Here is a 14,371-nt window from a genome sequence, read left to right on the forward strand (position 1 = left end):
TTCAGAGGTATCCTTAGTATTTTAGGATAGACCCACGCCCTCCGGTGCGATGACAAAACCCTTGCGATGAGTGCTACTCAGTACTACCTTAGTGGTACTCGGAGGCAAAACATGACCGTAAAATCATCAATCTCACTGACCGACGACCAATTCGCATTTGCCAAATCCATGGTCGAAACCGGCCAATATTCTAGCCTAAGTGCTGTCTTACAAAACGGCATCGAAATGCTACGCCAAAGAGAAGCTGATGACATTCTTGAGCGTAAAGCGCTGCGTGCACTCATTGAACAGCGCGTACAAGACAACGGTGTCAGTGCGAAAGCTTTCGACAAAAACCTCTCCACAATGATCGCAAAAAAGCGCCAAGCTCTTGGGTTGGACTCTTAATTTCTCGGCAGATGCCGAGACTGACTTTGCATGTATTTTTGATCACCTCGTCGAAAGCTACACCGCTTTCGGTGAGCCGCTTGAATCTGCCTTTCAACATGCGGAAAACCGCATTTGGCAAATTCGAGAAGACGCCAACCGCATATTAACGGCCCCCCAACGCGGTGAGCTGCAAAATGACATTTTACCCGGATGCCGCAAGCTAACGCTTGGCAGCGCATCCTTTTGGTTTGTCCTGCACGACACAGAGCAAACAGTCCAAATACTTGCTATCTTCTTTGGTGGCCAAGATACGCGTCGGCGAATGCTCTTGCGGCTCCTAGAATAATCAATGCTCAACAGGGTCATTGCGAGACACGCAAAAATCCAAGGGCAGATACCCTCCCCCTAGAAAGTTGGCGGAGTACAGGCGCTGACAATCACACATTTCTCCGGCCCTATTTGCCGAAAACGATGCGGTGTTCGGCTGTCGAAATAATACGCATCCCCCGGCCCCAGAACTTTACGCAACTCTCCGACCGTCACCTCGACCCGGCCAGAAATCACGATCCCACCCTCTTCGGCATCATGGCCATACATAACGCGCCCAGTGTCCGCGCCAATCTCGTAGGTTTCCTGCAAGATCATCATAGATTGGCCAAATAGGTTGTTACCCACCTGCTTTAGGGAAACCCCACCTTTGCCAATTTCCGTCAAATCCTGCGCCGCATAAAACACGGGCCGATCGCTGGCAGGTTCAAAAGCAAAGAACTCTGATAGGCTAATCGGAATCCCATCCAAGATACGTCGCAATGCACCAACAGACGGATTCATCTTGCCCGCTTCAATCAAAGAAATCGTAGAATTTGTCACATCTGTCGCTTTGGCCAGCGCCCTTTGGGACAGGCCTGCACGCTCTCTGATCATGCGCAACCTAAGCCCAAGATCGTGATCATTATCCAAAGTGTTGCTCATGTTGAGTATCCGCAACATATTTTACATCAGCCTATATAATACAACACCTTACAGAGAATAAGAAACAGACTTTTTGAAGATAGCAAAACTCACTACCGTTCCCAAGAAACCTGTGTGGACACCTTCGACACGAAAAGAGGAACAAATCATGCTCAATTCAGAGATCAAAACCCGCCGCGAGAATGCCGTTCCGCGTGGTGTAGGAATGCAAACGCAAGTCTATGCAGAGCGCGCCAAAAACGCAGAAGTGTGGGACGTCGAAGGCAACCGCTATATTGATTTCGCTGCGGGCATCGCCGTTGTGAATACAGGTCACTGCAACCCCGCCGTCATGGCCGCAGTGCAAAAACAAATGGGCTCCTTCACTCACACCTGCCACCAAGTTTTGCCCTATGAAAACTATATCCAGTTGGCTGAACGCTTGAATGCCGCTGTCCCCGGTGACTTTGAGAAAAAGACAGCCTTTGTGACGACGGGCGCAGAAGCCGTTGAGAATGCGGTTAAGATCGCACGTGCCGCCACCAACCGCTCAGCGGTGATTGCCTTTGGCGGGGGGTTTCACGGCCGTACCTTTATGGGAATGAGTTTGACCGGCAAAGTCGTGCCCTACAAAAAGGGGTTTGGCGCAATGATGCCAGATGTGTTCCACGTCCCCTTCCCTGTTGAGCTCCATGGCACAACTGTCGATATGGCCATGAACGCGCTTGAACAGCTGTTCAAAGCAGATGTCGATGTGGATCGTGTCGCCGCAATCATCATCGAGCCTGTCCAAGGCGAAGGTGGCTTCTACCCAGCCCCAGCCGCGCTTATGACCAAGCTACGCGCCCTATGTGATGCACATGGCATTATCCTGATCGCAGACGAGGTCCAAACTGGATTTGGTCGCACAGGTGCATTGTTCGCGATGGAACATTACGACGTTCAAGCCGACATCACCACAATGGCCAAAGGCCTTGCCGGCGGCCTGCCGCTAGCAGCAGTCACCGGTCGCGCCGACCTCATGGATGGCGCCGCACCGGGCGGTCTTGGCGGAACCTATGGCGGTAACCCCCTCGGGATCGCAGCCGCACATGCCGTGATGGACGTTATCGAAAGCGAAAACCTATGCGCACGCGCCACAGAGCTTGGTGCACGCCTGAAAGATCGCTTGCAAACCATCGCGAAAACCACCCCGGAAATCGTCGATATCCGAGGTCCCGGTTTCATGATTGCAGCTGAGTTTAAAACCGCAGATGGCACCGCACCAAATCCAGATATGGCCAATGCAATCCGCGCCGAAGCGCTGTCTCGTGGCTTGGTGCTGCTGACCTGCGGTGTCTACGGCAACGTCATTCGCTTCCTGGCGCCCCTTACCATCGAAGATGAAATTTTCGAAGAAGCAATGACTATTCTAGAGTCCTCGATCAACGCCGTGAAAGGTGCCTGAAATGTCTAATACTCCTATCTCCAAACTGACATTAAACGACCCGTCACTCTTGGAAACACGTGCCTTTGTGAATGGCCAATGGGTGGAAACACAGGATACCTTCCCCGTGCATAACCCCGCCACTGGTGAATGCATTGCCAATGTCGCGGACCTCCCCCTCAGCGAAGTGCGTGCTGCGGTCGATGCCGCCGAAATCGCTCAAAAAGATTGGGCAAAACACACTGGCAAAGAACGCAGCATCATTTTACGCAAATGGTACGATCTTATGCTTGAAAATGCAGACGATCTTGCAACCATTCTAACGGCTGAAATGGGCAAACCTTGGGCAGAAGCCCGTGGCGAAATCATGTATGGTGCGTCATTCATCGAATGGTTCGCCGAAGAGGCCAAGCGCATTTACGGCGATATTATACCCGGCCATCAGCGCGACAAACGCATTGTTGTTCTGAAGCAGCCGGTCGGCGTAGTAGGCTCTATTACGCCTTGGAACTTCCCCAATGCGATGATTGCCCGCAAAGTCGCACCGGCTTTGGCAGTAGGCTGTAGCTTTGTGGCCCGCCCAGCAGAATTGACTCCGCTATCTGCCTTGGCAATGGCTGTTCTTGGTCAACGCGCGGGCATTCCAGCCGGTGTCTTTAACGTTGTCACCTCCAGCAACAGCGCAGGTGTCGGCCAAGAGCTGTGCGCCAATGAAAAGATTGCAAAGATCACGTTCACCGGCTCAACCCGAGTCGGTAAAATCCTGATGCACCAGTGCAGCAATACCATCAAGAAAATGTCGCTAGAGCTAGGCGGCAATGCCCCTTTCATCGTCTTTGACGACGCAGATATTGATGCCGCCGTCGAAGGCGCGATGATCGCAAAATACCGCAACAACGGCCAAACCTGTGTCTGCGCCAACCGTATCTATGTGCAAGCGGGCGTTTATGATGCCTTTGCAAAGAAACTGGTAGAAAAAACCAAATCGCTCTCTGTCGGCGACGGTTTTACCGATGGGATTACAACCGGGCCAATGATCAACGACGCTGCTGTTGAAAAAGTAGAAGCGCATATTTCAGACGCCGTAGAAAAAGGCGCAAATATTGCACTGGGCGGCAAGCGTTCAGACTTAGGCGGCACGTTCTTTGAACCCACAGTTCTAACCGATGTCACCCGGGATATGGTCGTCTCCAAAGAAGAAACCTTTGGCCCAGTCGCCCCATTGTTCAAATTCGAAGACGAAGCAGATGTTGTCGACATGGCCAATGATAGCGAATTCGGTCTTGCGGCCTATTTCTACAGCCGCGACCTAGCCCGCGTCTGGCGTGTCGCCGAAGCATTGGAAACAGGAATGGTTGGCGTCAACACCGGCCTATTTTCAACCGAGGCCGCCCCATTTGGTGGCGTCAAACAATCAGGCCTAGGCCGCGAAGGCTCTAAATATGGTGCAGATGACTATCTAGAACTGAAATATGTGTGCCTTGGAGAAATCAACTAAGACACACCATAAGCTAAACAATTCAAACCGCTGCGTGTGCAAACACTCAGCGGTTTTTTTGCAAGGTCAGCTAAGAAAACACGCTCGTCATATCTGACTTTCGAACCCCATCTTCTAACCAACTCTGTAGTATAAATGCGGGTGAGTTTTGGGACGCCCCCTTTGGGATTGCCATCGAATACCAAACACATCTCACTTGACGAAAATCCAATGGCACCAAAGCACCGCTCGCAAACGCGCGCTCACACAAAACACGGTCAGCCAATACAAGACCTTCTCCGTCCTTAGCCGCATCAATCGCCAACGCAAGATTGGAATAAACATGTCCTTGTTGCCAAGCTGTGCTGTCAGGGACGTATTCTGTAAACCATTTACACCAAATTTCGCGACCATTATCATGGACTAACGGTACATTTCGCCAATCAATCTGCCCATCATCACCGACCAGTCGCGCCTTGAGCTCAGGGGTACACGCCGGAAAGCCATCAATCGGAAAAAGGTCTCGGCGTTCCACCCCCCCCGTAGGCTGCCGGGTATCAAAGTGTATTACGATATCTGAATGAGACTCTTCTAGCGTGGGCGGCGACCAAGAAGGTCTAAGGTCCACCTCAATATTCGGAAATTCATTACAAAATTCCGTCAGCCGAGATCGTAACCACAGCGATGCCAATGCCGGTTCTGCGACAACTGTTAGTGTCCCGCGCTGTGTCGATTTTAACAGCCCATTGCAGCCATCCCGCAAAGACTGAAATCCTGTTGAAATTTGCGGGATAAGCGAATGCCCATCGGCACTTAAAACAATCCCATTGCCTGATCGCACAAATAATTCAGTGCCAAACCATTGTTCCAGGTTTTTGACATGGGTGCTGACAACACTCGGGCTCACATTCAATTCCCGACCAGCACTGGCAAAACTGCCGAGTCGCGCAGCGGCCTCAAATGCACGTAGTGCGTTCAGGTGTCTAAGAGAAAACATGATGACCTCAGCATATATAAAATAGATGCTGAGGTCCAGATATTTGAACTCATAACCCCTTTATACATGCCTGTAAGATCGGGTTAGCGCCCCCGTTGGACCAACGGTCCACCCGGAGGAAAAACATTAGGGAGAATAGAATGCCAAACGCAAAAGCCGTTAATCGCCGTCGTTTTCTAAAAACCAGTTCCGCAGCAGGGCTCGCGCTCGGCTCAGGTCTACTTGCCGCCCCCGCCCTCGCCCAGACCCGCACCGTAAAAATCGGCTCCTATGGTGGCTTCTTTGAGGACAGCTTTAAGGCCAGCATCTTTCCAGAATTCGAAGCCGCCACTGGCATCAAAGTTCAAAGCGTCACCCAACCGGATTCTTCTGGCTGGCTGTTGACCATGCACCAAGCAATCCAAGCGGGTTCTATTCCAACTGATTTGTCACTTCACGTCCCGATGAGCGTCATCAAAGGGGATCGTATGAACACAGTATTTGACGCATTAGACCCTAAAAAGATCCCGAACCTCAGCAATGTGTCCGATGGCTTTCTAAACATGACGCAGGATGGCCTAAAAGGCATCGGCGCCTTCAGCTACTACTCCTCACTGGTGGTCAATACCGACGAAGTCGATGCCCCAACAAGCTGGACAGAACTATGGGACGTTGACCGCTTCCAAGCTAGCCTCGGCTTCCCAAGCGAACTCGCCTCTCCATTGCTCGATATCACAGCAGTTGTTTTCTTTGGTGGCCCTGAAATTCTAAAAACCCGCGAGGGCATTCAAACCGTCGTTGATAAAATCGGCGAAATGAATCCAAACATCGCGCTTTGGTATAGCTCAACCAGTCAAATGGAGCAGTCGTTGAAAAACAACGATGTCATCGGTGGCATGTTGTATCACGATGTTGCTGGTTTACTTGCATCAGACGGCGTACCGCTGGCTTCTATCTTCCCAAAAGAAGGCAACCCAGTCGACTTTAACTCTTGGACATTGTCCCGCGGTAGTGAAAATATTGATGAATCCCATGAATTCATCAACTTCTGCTGCCAGCCTGAAATCCAAGCTTTGCAATCACGTGCAATCGGCGTTGCGCCTGTCGTTGATGTCGCCACAACAGACCTGACTGAAGACGAAGTCAGCGCCGTTGCAGGCACACCATCGTTCCCAATGAGCTATGATGTCTTGTTGAACGAAGAGAGCTTTATCGACGAAGCCTTCAAGCGCATGCGCTCAAACAGCTAATACACCAGATGTCCCTTGAGGTGCCCTACATTGGGGCACCTCATTCTTTAAACCAACAAACTGGAATGTGGCGGAATGGAATTTTCCTACGGCAAAGCCCAAACATCCGATGGGGAAACCCTTGTCTATAAAACTGCAGGCGACGGACCTGTGAATGTTATCTTTATGGGCGGCTGGGGATGCACCAAAGATTATTATGACGAAACACTTGCCCTCTTATCACTAGAGGGTCTGCGCATTTTGATTTTCGACCTGCGCGGTCAAGGCGAGTCTAGCGAACGCAGCGGCAATTACACATCTGAAAGACAAGCCCAAGATGTGCTGGATGTCGCGGATGCCGCGGGTATGGAAACATTCGTAGCCATTGGCCAATCTATGGGTGCCAAATACGTACAACACGTGCCTATCTTGGCTCCAAAGCGCGTCTCTGGGCTGATATTGGTTGCAGGTTGCCCTGCGGGCGCTATCGACATCGCTGACTCTGAAATCGCAGAAATTGCAGGCTATGCTGGTAGTCGCGATGCGATGCGCGAAACGCATCACGCGATGATCACGCAGCCCATTCCACATGCAACATCAGAACTATGGATCAAGCAGGCCGCTGAAATCAGCCATACCGTCCTATTTCAGACTCTAAACCACTGCTTCAGAGATGATTTTGAACAGGCAGTTATCGCAGCTACAATGCCGCCAACCCTTATCGTTGGCGCAATCCACGATAAATTTTTTCCAGTTGAGATGATGCAAACGCGTGTGACGCAGATAATCTCCGGTGCCAGAGAAGTATATTTGGATTGCGGTCATGAAATTCCCAGCGAGCGCCCATCAGAACTTGCCATCGCCATAGAAAGCTTCGTCGCAGGCCAAGCCATTGCCACCGCTTAGAACGCTGAAACACGCAGCAGCACAGATAATATCAGGACGATCATGAAACCTTTTAAAACCTATAAGCCTGCCGGAACAAAAGAACCTTATGGCACATATGTACATGCGCTCGAGGTACCTGCCGGCGCACGCACAATCTATATCTCAGGCCAAATCCCGGTTGCCCCTGATGGAACTGTACCAAAAACCATGACGGAACAGGCACGGATTTGCTGGGGCAACATCGAAAGCATCCTTCAAGAAGCCGGATTAACCACAGCACATCTGGTTCAGGTTTCGATGTATCTCACCGATCGCAGCCTCTACCAAGAGGCCGATAGCGTCAGCGCTGAGTTCCTAAAGAACCACCGCACAGCCGCTGCCTGCTACGAGGTGAGCTCTTTGATCGAAGACGACTGGCTAATCGAAGTAGACGCCATTGCCGCAGTTGTAGACGAATAGGCATCCCACCGCCCATTGGCAGTGCCTTTGGGCGGTTTTTCCTTTGAAATGTGTCTCTATTCAACTGTTAGAGACACATTTTCAACACAGCCCAGTAAGCAACAGCCGCCCTATATCGGATTGCGCTCTGCAAACTGGCGGAAGAAAGCCAAATAGGCTTTGTCTGCGTCCCGCGGTGCATCTTTACCCGCGGCCCACCTGCGCCATTCAGATTCCACATGATAGATGTCATATCCCGGATAGCGCAGCTTTGCGGTTTCATAGGTCTCAGGCCGCAGCGCCTCCCCTGCCCGATCCAACCACGCAGGCCTTGGCTTGATCTGCGGCTGCTCTACAACAGCTTCTACGCGGCCACCCAGGCGGGCTTTGCGACCAACTTTGGAATATTCCAGCTCGCGATCCACAGCAGACTGTCCCGCCGCCGTTTTCTTAGACCATTCCAACACCACGCCAGCCACACGCCGCCCCTCTTTATAGGGCGTCATCTTCACATCATAGTCCGACAACTGGTTCACCTCTTCAACCGCAGGCGCCAGTGCGCGCAGGTTCAGGTTGGACCATGTTGTCAGTTTGCCTTTTGGCACCCCAAGAATGCCTCGCAGCTCTTCAAGCTTAAACTTCTCAGAGGATTTAAAGCGCAGGTTCCCGCGTTTCTGCACCATCTCATACAGCGTCAGCGCATATTTAGACGAAAGCGCAAACATCACCTCTTTTTGCAGTCGCGCAAAGACAGTCGAGTTCTTAATGATCTTTCGCAGCGCCCGTGGGATTTCATAATACAACAATCCATCCGACTGCTCGAGTTCGATGTTCCCCCCCAGCAGCTGCACCCGTTCAATCGCCGGTTCACCGTCCTTCAGCACCGAAACTTTCACAATCGCGCGCATCAGCCGTTCAACAGACTCGCCGATCCGATCATTCGAATTATGACTGCCCCGCAACGTCGCCTTAGACACATGATGCACCACAGGCTTATCAATCTCTTCCCAGGCGTGTTCCAACATCAAGTTATAGATGCGCCGGTCATTCAATGTCAGCGGCGTCACCTCAACCAAATCCACCAACTCACCGGGTTTAATCAATGAATCCGCATTTGGTTTTGCATCTAAACTGCTGTATGGTTTTTTAACGTCTTCCGCCATTTCGACTGCTTACATCAAACTCTTACTTTTTGTTTTTTACTTTGTAAGAGAAATGGTATTTCACGTCAATCAACAGAAGCTTAATCTTACGCACGCACCCAATAAGTAATTTTTAAGAAATAGCAATTTCAGGAAAATTCCGCATTTCCCAGTGATAAACGAATCAAAACAAAGGGAAATTTAGACCCTAAATATGCCCCATCCGATTCGTAAGCTTTCCCCACCCAATCTGTAAGTTTAACGATCCCAAAATGTAAGCTTATGCACCCATTGTGTAAGAGTAACCCAATTTTCGTATTTAAAAACAAATGGATAGATCACACGAACACTTGAACTAAAAGAATCAGAACTAGAAATTCAGAGCTTCAAAGAGTCTTTTCCAACACAGATAGCCCCTATTCTCATAGGATTATGAAAATCAACCCACATGTTTCTTGCTAAGACCTCTATCTTTTGAAAAAACAAAACTAACCTTTCGAGTTTTGCTTTTTCATCGAAACTTCGAAAATAATCAAAAATGCGAGGTTTCATGACAAATCCAATCTTACCCTCGATTGCACTAGATGACTTAGATCGTTTATCAAATCGCGCCAGCTCTGTCATTGATCGCCTACGTGATCAAGTATTCGCACCGGGCACGCAAAAAGCCCTAGACTTGCGGTTTAATGTACGGACTGCGGCCCACATGATTGGCCGCTCAGAGACGCTGATCAGAGAAGCAGAGAAAGAAGGCCGCTTACCAGAACCGGAAAAAGACCCAAAAACCGGACGCCGCAAAGGTTATGCTCTGCACGAAATTAACAACATGCGCGAAATTTTTGGCACCCTGCCCCACCGCGCACCAGATGACGAAGCACTGGTTCTTGCCGTGCAAAACTTCAAAGGCGGCGTTGGAAAATCGACCCTCGTAACACATCTGTCCCAATATCTCGCACTGCAAGGATATCGGGTCTGTGTCATTGATTGCGACAGCCAAGCCTCAACGACATCAATCTTTGGGTTAAACCCAGACATCGACATCGACGAAGACGAAGAAACACTTTACCCATTTTTCCAACACGGCGGCCCGCAGGATTTGCGCTACGCTTTACGGGCAACCTACTGGCCCGGCATTGCGATGGTTGCTGCAAACTTAGGCCTCTATGATGCCGAATATGAACTGGCCGGTCGCATGGCCCGTGAATCCGGTTTTGTACTGGACCGCCTGCGCGAAGGCATCAATTCCATCCGGGATCATTTCGACGTCATCTTGCTGGACCCGCCGCCCGCGCTTGGCATGATTTCATTATCTGTTCTGCGGGCAGCCGATGCTATTCTTGTTCCGACGCCGCCAAATAATGTTGATTTTGGCTCGACGGTTCATTTCCTTAAAATGATGACCAGCACGCTCACAGAATTAGAACAAGTTGGTGGGTCGCATAGTTATAAATTTGTAAAGATCCTCGCCACCAAGATGAACGATGGCAAGTCAGCTCATGTGGCGATCAAACGGATGATGGATGCGGTTTTTGCCGGGGATATGTTGCAATCGGTTCTAAAGGATTCTGCGGAAATCGATAACGCAACAGCGAACCTGTTAACGGTCTATGAAATGACCGGCGCGTCCACACGGACTGAAACCCACAAACGCTGCCGGGCCTATTTAGATTCCATTGGGCGCGAGGTTGAAATCCTCATGCGAAAAACATGGCCAAGTCAACGCGACGCGCTGAGCCAGGAGGGGCTGTTATGACAAAAAAACACGATGAAATTTTTGATGCGGTGCTGAGCGGAATTGGTTCGGATGAACGCAGTGCAAAGAAAGATCGCAGCGCCAGCCGTTTTCTAAAACGCGGCAATGCGATCGGTGACAAGTTAAGTGGCGAAGTCAGTGAAAAAACGCTGCACTGGGTCGACCCCGCGCGCTGCAAAATGTGGGACCGGCACAATCGAAATTATGCGCTGCTGACATCAGAAAACTGCGCCGATCTTATCGAAGGTATCCAGCAGCAAGGACAACAAGAATTTCCGGCTGTTGTGCGCAAAGTCAGCAATCAGGATGGTTTTGACTACGAGGTTATCTGCGGCGCGCGCCGTCACTTTGCGATCTCTTGGCTGCAAGCAAACAACTATCCGCAGTTCAAATATCTTATCGAAGTGCGCGATCTTTCCGATGAAGAAGCCTTTCGTTTGGCTGACATCGAAAACCGTGACCGCGCGGATATCTCAGACTTTGAGCGGGCCCGCGATTACGCCGCAGCGGTAAAACTGTATTACGGCGGCAAGCAAAAAGCGATGGCGCAAAGGTTGCAGGTGTCAGAGGCTTGGTTGTCCCGGTATCTGTTTTTGGCGAAGTTGCCGGATGATATTATCCAAGCTTACCCAAGCTCAAATGACATCAAAGAATTGCACGCACGAACTTTGAAACCTTTCTTGGCGCAGACTGACTCTCGGGCTGAAGTGATTGATCGCGCGATGTGGCTTCGTCACATGCGCGCCGCGGGTGCGACATCTGACGGGATGCCTTGGAACGATCCTGCAAAAGTCCTAGAGGAGCTAAAGCGCGCAGGGCAGGGGAAGATGATTAAGCGCAAGGTACGCCCAACGCTAAAACACACCTACAGTGCTCATGGAACGGATTGTCAAATCAAGCGCACTGATAAAGGTCGGCAGATTTTTCTGGAAATTGATAAAGACATCCCAGCAGCTGACCTGCGCAAGCTGCTGGACAAGTTTTTGTTAGACCGTGGCGAGGGATTATAAAATTGCCAATTGGCAATTTTCTTAAAAACTGTTCATTTTCAGTAGCTTACATCAAAATTGACAATTTTTAGGCTTGGGCGGCTTTCATTCAGTCATTTAAACAAACCAATGCACGCGACGGCAGCAATCCTGATGGATTAGCTGCCGTTTTTTCGTCTTGCAGCCGGGCAGGGGGATCGCTGGGTCTGCACATAGAGCGCGTCGCGGATTTTATCGCGGGACTTTTGTCTCTTTGGTGGGTCAAGTATTGCCCCGCTACAGCGCCAGAGAGCGGCGTAGAGGCTGATTGCGTCGATTTGTGGGTAGTTGAGCTGTGTGGTGCTGTGATCGGCTCTGAGTGGGTGTAAGCTTGGGCGGGCTCGAATACCCTAACGGGTGCTTCACGCGTCGCGATAGGCCCGCAACCAGCTTAAAAACACATAAGCCGAAGAGCTTTTTGAGATTTCTTTAGAAACAGAGGCTGAATACCAAGCACAGCGTTTCGTTCTGACATCCAATGGGACCAGCGCACCAGAGGCAATTTCGCGCTGGCAAATGATATCATCCGCCAAAATTGCACCTTCGCCATCTACGGCTGCGTCGATGGCCATTGAAAAATCAGAATAGATTTTTCCAGATTTCCAGTTTTCGCTTTCTGGGGCATATTTTGCGTACCACATTTGCCAGATTTGTTTGCCGTGATCATGTACCAAGGGCAGGGCGTCGAAATTAACCGCCCCGTGCTCGTCTACCAGTTTGGCATACATTTCTGGCGAGCAGGCTGGAAAACAATCTAAGGGAAACAGCTGGTGATGAATGGCGCCAGATGTGGGGCGGCGCGTTTCGAAGTTGACGATAATATCTGCCTGTCCGTCTGTCAGCAGCGGCGGTTTCCAAGCGACGGTTAAATCAACGTCGATACGCGGAAACTCTTCTGAAAATGCATTGATGCGCTTGCGTAGCCAGCGTGAGGCAATCGCAGATTCGGCAACAACATTCAGTGAAGCACGCTGGTGTTTTTTAAGAATATTGTAGCATGCATCTTTCATGGTTTGGAATGCGCTTGAGATATGAGGCAGCAATTCGCGACCCTCGTCCGTCAATGCAACTTTGTTGCCAAGGCGTACAAAAAGCGGAACGCCAAACCATGCTTCTAGAGTTTTGATATGCTGACTAATAACGCTGTGACTTACGTTTAGATCACGCGCGGCCTGAGCCAAACTTTCGTGTCGAGCGGCGGCCTCGAATGCGCGTAATGCGTTTAGGTGTTTCAGAGGAACATTCATATCTTCAGTATAGGAAAAACCTACGCTGAGTGCCATATAAATGTTATTTTGCAAAACTCAAAGGTCTCTATCCTATTCGAACTGCCGCCAAAGCAGGGAAAACCTGATGCGGCTCGATATAAATTAGGGAGTTTCGACATGTCATCTAAGATAACGAATAAAACCTTTAATCGACGTACTTTCCTTAAAACTTCAGCAGGGACCGGCCTGGCGCTTTCGTCAGGTATGTTGGCTGCGCCAGCCTTGGCGCAATCGCGGTCGCTGAAAGTGGGTGCTTATGGCGGCTATTTTGAAAATAGCCTGAAGAAACACGTCTATCCAAAGTTCACTGAAGCCACTGGCATCGCGGTTGAGAGCGTGACACAGCCTGATAGCACCAGCTGGCTGCAAACCATGACCCAAGCCTTGAAGGCGGGTAACATCCCGACAGATTTGTCGATGCACACACCGACCAACGTTCTAAAAGGCGAGCGTTTGGGGGAGATGTTTGCTCCGGTTGATCCAAAGCGTATGCCAAATGTGGGCAACCTGGATGAGTATTTCTTGCATGAAGCGAAAGAAGGCATTTTGGCTGTCGGCTCGTTGAGCTTCTTTTCGTCAATGGTGGTTAACCCTGACGAAGTGACCGTTCCGACAAGCTGGGCTGAATTCTGGGATACCGAGCGCTTTGAGGCCTCTTTGGGGCTACCAAAGACAGTAAACTTTAACTTCTTGGATATTGTTGCAGCGACGTTCTTTGATGGTGCAGAAACACTGCGGTCCCGCGACGGCATTGTTGCAGCGATTGAGAAAACGGGTGAAATTCTGCCGAATGTGGCGCTGTGGTATTCTGCTGAAAGTCAGATGGAGCAGGCGCTTAAGAACTTTGATGTTGTTGGGGGTATGTATTTCCACGACGTCGCTGGTTTGATGAAAGCGGACGGCCATCCAATTGAATCTGTGTTCCCAAAAGAGGGCTGCCCGATCAGCTATAACTCTTGGACGCTTTCCAATGGTTCTACGAAATCAGATGAAGCACATGAATTCATCAACTTTACCTCTGATCCGGCAGTTCAGGCCATTATGGCCCGCACAATTGGTACAGCGCCTGTCGTTGACCGGTCAGCAACTGATTTGACCGAAGCAGAATTTATGTCGGTTTCCGGTTCCCCTGCGATCAGGCCACCGCACGAGGTTTATGTGGATGAAGAAACCTTCATCGCAGAAACCTGGAACCGCATGATCGCCAAAGCCTAAACGGAGACAAGTGCATGTCCGACTTGACCATGAATAAAATTTGCAAAAAATACGGCTCTGTCGTTGCTGTAAAAAACGCAAGTCTCACCTTTGAGTCGGGCAAGCTAACTGCTTTGCTTGGGCCTTCTGGGTGTGGAAAAACGACTCTGCTTCGTATGATTGCAGGGCTCGAGATGCCCACTGAAGGAGACATAATTTTGGGAGGCGAGAA

General features: G+C 50.3%; 15 protein-coding genes. 11 read left to right on the plus strand and 4 right to left on the minus strand.

The features are described 5' to 3' along the window. Positions 1-111 precede the first annotated feature (111 nt). Both Q4544_RS15085 and Q4544_RS15090 read left to right on the plus strand, forming a co-directional pair. Positions 112-387, plus strand: coding sequence for a type II toxin-antitoxin system ParD family antitoxin (locus tag Q4544_RS15085; protein WP_303507647.1), 276 nt, complete (start codon positions 112-114; stop codon positions 385-387). Next, positions 371-715, plus strand: coding sequence for a type II toxin-antitoxin system RelE/ParE family toxin (locus Q4544_RS15090; RefSeq protein WP_303507649.1), 345 nt, complete (start codon positions 371-373; stop codon positions 713-715). Before Q4544_RS15085 ends, Q4544_RS15090 begins: the two co-directional genes overlap by 17 nt. A gap of 59 nt (positions 716-774) precedes the next feature. Here the strand turns inward: Q4544_RS15090 and Q4544_RS15095 are convergent, their stop codons facing one another. Continuing rightward, a complete protein-coding gene (locus Q4544_RS15095; protein WP_303507651.1) occupies positions 775-1,341 on the minus strand; it encodes a cupin domain-containing protein in 567 nt (188 codons plus the stop codon). A 148-nt stretch (positions 1,342-1,489) separates the two neighbouring features. On the opposite strand from Q4544_RS15095, the gene Q4544_RS15100 reads away from it, so the two are divergent. Both Q4544_RS15100 and Q4544_RS15105 read left to right on the plus strand, forming a co-directional pair. Beyond that, positions 1,490-2,767, plus strand: coding sequence for a 4-aminobutyrate--2-oxoglutarate transaminase (locus Q4544_RS15100; RefSeq protein WP_303507653.1), 1,278 nt, complete (start codon positions 1,490-1,492; stop codon positions 2,765-2,767). Between the two features lies 1 nt (position 2,768). After that, on the plus strand, positions 2,769-4,244 hold the full coding sequence (locus tag Q4544_RS15105; RefSeq protein ID WP_303507655.1) for an NAD-dependent succinate-semialdehyde dehydrogenase: 1,476 nt from the start codon (positions 2,769-2,771) through the stop codon (positions 4,242-4,244). Positions 4,245-4,314: 70 nt separating this feature from the next. Here Q4544_RS15105 and Q4544_RS15110 read toward each other — a convergent pair whose 3' ends face one another. Further along, complete coding sequence (locus Q4544_RS15110) at positions 4,315-5,220, minus strand: LysR family transcriptional regulator (protein ID WP_303507657.1); 906 nt, start codon at positions 5,218-5,220, stop codon at positions 4,315-4,317. Positions 5,221-5,360: 140 nt separating this feature from the next. Between Q4544_RS15110 and Q4544_RS15115 the strand changes: the two genes are divergently transcribed. The 3 genes from Q4544_RS15115 (at position 5,361) to Q4544_RS15125 (ending at position 7,775) form a co-directional block, all read left to right on the plus strand. Then, positions 5,361-6,449: a PotD/PotF family extracellular solute-binding protein gene (locus Q4544_RS15115; protein WP_303507659.1), complete on the plus strand. Its 1,089-nt coding sequence runs from the start codon at positions 5,361-5,363 to the stop codon at positions 6,447-6,449. 75 nt (positions 6,450-6,524) lie between these two features. Then, positions 6,525-7,334 carry an alpha/beta fold hydrolase gene (locus Q4544_RS15120; RefSeq protein ID WP_303507661.1) on the plus strand — a complete coding sequence of 270 codons (810 nt, stop codon included), beginning with the start codon at positions 6,525-6,527 and terminating at the stop codon, positions 7,332-7,334. A 42-nt stretch (positions 7,335-7,376) separates the two neighbouring features. Continuing rightward, positions 7,377-7,775 (plus strand): RidA family protein, encoded by a 399-nt coding sequence (locus Q4544_RS15125; protein WP_303507662.1) that lies wholly within the window; start codon positions 7,377-7,379, stop codon positions 7,773-7,775. Between the two features lie 110 nt (positions 7,776-7,885). On the opposite strand, the gene Q4544_RS15130 is transcribed toward Q4544_RS15125, so the two are convergent. Continuing rightward, positions 7,886-8,917 (minus strand): replication initiation protein, encoded by a 1,032-nt coding sequence (locus Q4544_RS15130; protein ID WP_303507663.1) that lies wholly within the window; start codon positions 8,915-8,917, stop codon positions 7,886-7,888. Between the two features lie 529 nt (positions 8,918-9,446). Here Q4544_RS15130 and Q4544_RS15135 point away from each other — a divergent pair. Together Q4544_RS15135 and Q4544_RS15140 are read left to right on the plus strand one after the other, a co-directional pair. Further along, positions 9,447-10,649 carry an AAA family ATPase gene (locus tag Q4544_RS15135; protein WP_303507666.1) on the plus strand — a complete coding sequence of 401 codons (1,203 nt, stop codon included), beginning with the start codon at positions 9,447-9,449 and terminating at the stop codon, positions 10,647-10,649. Then, positions 10,646-11,659: a ParB/RepB/Spo0J family partition protein gene (locus Q4544_RS15140; RefSeq protein WP_303507668.1), complete on the plus strand. Its 1,014-nt coding sequence runs from the start codon at positions 10,646-10,648 to the stop codon at positions 11,657-11,659. The genes Q4544_RS15135 and Q4544_RS15140 overlap by 4 nt, the downstream gene beginning before the upstream one ends. A gap of 380 nt (positions 11,660-12,039) precedes the next feature. Here Q4544_RS15140 and Q4544_RS15145 read toward each other — a convergent pair whose 3' ends face one another. Further along, a complete protein-coding gene (locus tag Q4544_RS15145) occupies positions 12,040-12,960 on the minus strand; it encodes a LysR family transcriptional regulator (RefSeq protein ID WP_303507670.1) in 921 nt (306 codons plus the stop codon). A 102-nt stretch (positions 12,961-13,062) separates the two neighbouring features. Here Q4544_RS15145 and Q4544_RS15150 point away from each other — a divergent pair, with 102 nt between their 5' ends. After that, on the plus strand, positions 13,063-14,160 hold the full coding sequence (locus tag Q4544_RS15150) for a PotD/PotF family extracellular solute-binding protein (RefSeq protein WP_303507672.1): 1,098 nt from the start codon (positions 13,063-13,065) through the stop codon (positions 14,158-14,160). Between the two features lie 14 nt (positions 14,161-14,174). Continuing rightward, positions 14,175-14,371: ATP-binding cassette domain-containing protein (locus Q4544_RS15155; RefSeq protein WP_303507674.1), on the plus strand; the 197-nt coding region annotated here is incomplete at its 3' end.

The organism is Cognatishimia sp. 1_MG-2023 (assembly GCF_030548175.1).
Taxonomy (GTDB): Bacteria; Pseudomonadota; Alphaproteobacteria; order Rhodobacterales; family Rhodobacteraceae; genus Cognatishimia.

Excerpts from the sequence above, each read along its gene's own strand:
- Q4544_RS15140 (WP_303507668.1), top strand. The coding sequence starts at position 10,646 with ATGACAAAAAAACACGATGAAATTTTTGATGCGGTGCTGAGCGGAATT.
- Q4544_RS15105 (WP_303507655.1), top strand. The coding sequence starts at position 2,769 with ATGTCTAATACTCCTATCTCCAAACTGACATTAAACGACCCGTCACTC.
- Q4544_RS15125 (WP_303507662.1), top strand. The coding sequence starts at position 7,377 with ATGAAACCTTTTAAAACCTATAAGCCTGCCGGAACAAAAGAACCTTAT.
- Q4544_RS15145 (WP_303507670.1), bottom strand. The coding sequence starts at position 12,960 with ATGGCACTCAGCGTAGGTTTTTCCTATACTGAAGATATGAATGTTCCT.
- Q4544_RS15150 (WP_303507672.1), top strand. The coding sequence starts at position 13,063 with ATGTCATCTAAGATAACGAATAAAACCTTTAATCGACGTACTTTCCTT.
- Q4544_RS15085 (WP_303507647.1), top strand. The coding sequence starts at position 112 with ATGACCGTAAAATCATCAATCTCACTGACCGACGACCAATTCGCATTT.
- Q4544_RS15120 (WP_303507661.1), top strand. The coding sequence starts at position 6,525 with ATGGAATTTTCCTACGGCAAAGCCCAAACATCCGATGGGGAAACCCTT.
- Q4544_RS15135 (WP_303507666.1), top strand. The coding sequence starts at position 9,447 with ATGACAAATCCAATCTTACCCTCGATTGCACTAGATGACTTAGATCGT.
- Q4544_RS15115 (WP_303507659.1), top strand. The coding sequence starts at position 5,361 with ATGCCAAACGCAAAAGCCGTTAATCGCCGTCGTTTTCTAAAAACCAGT.
- Q4544_RS15130 (WP_303507663.1), bottom strand. The coding sequence starts at position 8,917 with ATGGCGGAAGACGTTAAAAAACCATACAGCAGTTTAGATGCAAAACCA.
- Q4544_RS15100 (WP_303507653.1), top strand. The coding sequence starts at position 1,490 with ATGCTCAATTCAGAGATCAAAACCCGCCGCGAGAATGCCGTTCCGCGT.
- Q4544_RS15095 (WP_303507651.1), bottom strand. The coding sequence starts at position 1,341 with ATGAGCAACACTTTGGATAATGATCACGATCTTGGGCTTAGGTTGCGC.
- Q4544_RS15110 (WP_303507657.1), bottom strand. The coding sequence starts at position 5,220 with ATGTTTTCTCTTAGACACCTGAACGCACTACGTGCATTTGAGGCCGCT.